Genomic DNA, 4,179 nt, shown 5'->3' on the forward strand with positions numbered 1-4,179 from the left:
GCTATACTAAAATAAAAACTCTTACACTCCTTAAAAGCTTCTTTAAGCTCTAAAAGAAAGTTACTTCCATCTGTATTAGTTATAAGTTTATTATCTATAAAAATATCATTTTTCTCTATAACATCATCTTTTATATTATCCAAATTAGTTAAATCCAATTGTGTCTGTATATACATTTCATCACGCTTCCTATCATCTCTATTAAAATATCTTTTTCGTTAAATGTTTTCATCTTAATAACTAAGTAAATTATACATTATTATAAGCAACAAAAAAAGCTAGTACAAATGCACTAACTTTTCAAATTTACTTTTTAAATTCATTTTTAACTCTTTCTTGTATCATAGCCTTTATCTTTGGAAACTTAATAACTCCTGTTACTGTAGAAACAGACATAACTACCACAGATGCTAATAAAGGACTTTCATTCCCTACTAATTTAAAAGATATATAACTTAGTAGTACCATAACAATCATTGTAACTAAATAACATACCGTTAAAATGTAATATAAACCTTTTCCATTTTTATACCCTAAAATAATATTAATTTTCATTTCATCTAATGGATATACCCTTTTTACAATTATAGCTAAAAGCATAAGAACCCCTACATACATAAATGAACCCGCAATAGCTACCAAAACACCTATAATTAAAAAACTAATCAAAATTACCCTCCCATACTATATTTATATATTTTCCGTTTTCTCTATGTATAATTTTACCATTTTTTTGTTTTAAATCAAACTTTTTTTAGGTAAAAATATAGAGCAGCAATTTTATCAAACTACCACTCTATATTTAAAATTACTATTATACTCTTTTAAAACCTGTACCTTTTAAATAATCAATAAGTTCTGAAAGCTTTTCACAAAGCTCAGTTTTTTCTTTTATTTTAAGTCCTGAAAGTTTAAGCTCTATTCCATTTATATAGAATTTTTCATTCTTTATATAAACTTTTGATATTGCAAGTAAGTTTATGTTAAGTCCACTATTTGCCATACCTTCTTTATAGTAAATCTTTTTATTTGTTACTAAAAGACCACTAGCTTTAACTCCAAATACTGTTGTATCTAAAAGGACTACTGGGTTTTCTGAATCTTCTAAATCAGCATAGCTTGATATTGCAGCTGCATATTTCTTTTCTGATGCAACCCCCTCACTATGAATAAATAACATTTTTCTAAGTTCTTCTGATTTAACTGAGTTAACAAGGTCTAAAGTAAATGCATCTCTTGGATTTACTTTATCTCCAATTTCTTCATCAATCTCTTCTAATGGGTTGTCCATTATTTGTCTTAGAACAATTACAAACTCAATTAAATCTCTTAAATCATATAAATCTTGTTTTTTCTTTATATGTGTAAACTCAATTATTCTATTTGTAATCTGTATTTTATTATCTTCTTTAGCTTTAATGTTACTTGCATATTTTAAATCAAGCATCCAAGCATCTTCAAGTCTGTTTTTACAATAAATACCTTTACTTGATATAACAACACCAAGTTTTTGGAACTGTAATGGGAACTTCTTAGTATTATCAACTAAAAGATAAATTTCTTCAAGTTCACTTATACTCATAACATATGAACTACAAGCTTCTCTAATTTTTTCTCCACTACCGTCTGTTATTTCACTAAAGTAAACTTTATCAAAAACATCTTTATTAATAAGCTTTGAAAGTTCTACAAGAATTTCACCATAAGTTAAGTTATCATAATTTAAAATATCACTCATAAGCTCATAATATTTATTTTCTTCAAGATTAACTTTAAGCTTATCTTGTAATTTTTTATTACCAAATAGCATATTTTCACTGTCTATTCCAAGAAGCATATTCTCTTCAGCTTTATTTTCTAGTCTATCAAGTGGCTCAAAACCGTTAATAGTTCTATAAGCATCTAGAATTTTATTAAGCATTTGTGCAAATGAATCTTTACTTCCCATATAGTTATTACAAAGTTTAAAGTCTTTATGCTCAACATCTACAAATATTCCATCATAAAATACTCTCTCACCTTTTTTAACTTTAGAATAATTTTTAACTTTAAGTGATTCTATATCACTGAATTTTAAGAATCTTTTTGCATAACTTGAGTATATAGCTCTATCTGTTACAACAAAACCTTCTTTTCCCTCACCATTTTTAGCATCTTCTTCATAAACCATTATAATTGGCTCATACTCTACTTGCATATCACTAACAAGTTTATAGAAACCTGGAACTTTAAAGTCCCATTTTTTATTCTTAATCTCTATATCAAGAGCTTTTATTTCAGCATCACAATCATTATATATATAGTTTATTTTCTCCATAAAATCAAACTCTATATTTTCTTCATCAGTAAGTGGAATTACAAATCCAAATATTTCTTTTTCTATTTCTCTAAATGTCTTTTTATTAGTAATATCTCTTTCTTGAAGTTCTAATAATAGAGTTCTTTTTTCTTGACCTGACCCTGAAATTTCTTTTATAGACTTCATACAAAAATCTAGTATATTAACTCTATCTGTTTTGTCTAAATCTCCAAATACTTCACCTTCAAATGATCTACCAAAGACTGCATACTCAACCTTTAGACATTCCCAATTTCTTATAAAGTATTTATTCTTTTTAATTTCTATAGTTTCTTTTCTAAGCTCTTCATCATAATTTTCAGCCTTAACTTGTAAAAGTTCATGCTTAAATACAACAATTCTAGCTTCTTCACTTACAAGGTTAACATCTATATCACTTACAACATAACCAAAATGGTTTATCTCTGTTTCAAAAATAATATCATTATCTTTTATATTGTAATTTTCTATATTTTCTCTACATAGTTCAACTTTAACATCTTCAATAGTATTTGTAGGTATCTTTTTAACTTCATCAGTGTAAAGCCCAACTTCTACTATTTTAAGTTCTTCCATTATCTTAGTAGCATTTTCCCCACATTTATTTAAAAGCTCAAATGCTGATAAAAGTAGGTTATACTCACCAAGGTTAGACTCAGAAACTTTTGCAAGTGCTACATAAGTATCCTCAAAGAATGGATATGCAACTATAGAATTTTTTAATAATTCTCTATATTCAGAAGTTACTATTCCTTTTCCATCTTCATATTTACCTAAAATTTCTTTTGCCTCTGCCTTACACTCTAATAGATTATTAATAGTTCTTCCATGATCTTCTGTATAAATATCAAAATTAGCAAGTCCACATTTATTGATAAATTCAACCGCTTCAAGTATTAATTTTAATATACCTTGTTCTATATTATCTCTTAAATTATATTCTACTTTTGCATTTTCAAATATTTCTTTAATATCTCTTGTTATAGACCTAACAGCGTAAGTCTTAAAATGTGGCTTATCACTATTAGCTTTATAAATACCTATACTTCTCTCTATACTATTAAGTATTTGCACTTCTGAAACTGAGTTATCAAGCATTATATTAACTTTATTTATTTGCTTTGATAAAGTTTCAAAACATTGAAGTCCAAATATTCTTTCAAATAATTTTTCCTTATCAATACTATCATCATTTATGCCCTCTTTAGTTAGGAATGAATGTGTATAATTTATAAGTTCTTCATACCCATCATAAAAAGCACTTCTAATAGTTTCTTTAGTGAAGTTTCTTCTACCTCTTATAGAAAAAATATTTGATTTAAATCTATCAACACATATAAGACATCCATTGTAAAATAGTGTTTTTAATGTTTCAAGTCTAAACTCTCTACTTTCAAGATCTAAAATTTCATCAAGACTATTTTCTTTACTAAGCATATCTTCCTCATCATATCTTATAAAGCTTGTACTTTCATAAGTTGGCTCTGCCTCTTCACTTATTTCTTCTTCAACTTTAATTTCTTCATCAAAATCATTAAATAATTTATCATTTAATTCTTCTTTAGCATCCCCTACAATTTCTAAAGTTGCTTCTTTATTATCTAACTCTACTACTTCAAGATTTATAATTTCAATATTTTCCATTTGAGCTTCTTCAGTAGTAATTGTCTCATGTTCTTCATCTTCGCTACTATCAATATTTATAATTTCTTTAGCTCTTTCTTTAAAACTTGGAATATAATCGCTACTCTTAGAATTTTCAGAAGATATTTTTTTATCTTCACCTTCTAACTCTTTTTTTACTTTTATATTTTCAAATTCTGATTCATCATTATTTTCAA

The 4,179-nt window shown here is 26.3% G+C and carries 2 protein-coding genes; both read right to left on the bottom strand.

Going from position 1 to position 4,179, the window contains the following annotated elements:
- Nucleotides 1–306 precede the first annotated feature (306 nt).
- The gene (locus Q0V15_RS12180) at nt 307–669 is read right to left on the bottom strand and encodes a hypothetical protein (protein WP_297439395.1); all 363 of its coding nucleotides are present in this window, start codon (nt 667–669) and stop codon (nt 307–309) included.
- Between the two features lie 145 nt (nt 670–814).
- Nucleotides 815–4,179: hypothetical protein (locus tag Q0V15_RS12185; protein ID WP_297439398.1), on the bottom strand; the 3,365-nt coding region annotated here is incomplete at its 5' end.

The sequence above is a fragment of the uncultured Clostridium sp. genome, from assembly GCF_947036855.1.
Lineage (GTDB): Bacteria > Bacillota > Clostridia > Clostridiales > Clostridiaceae > Sarcina.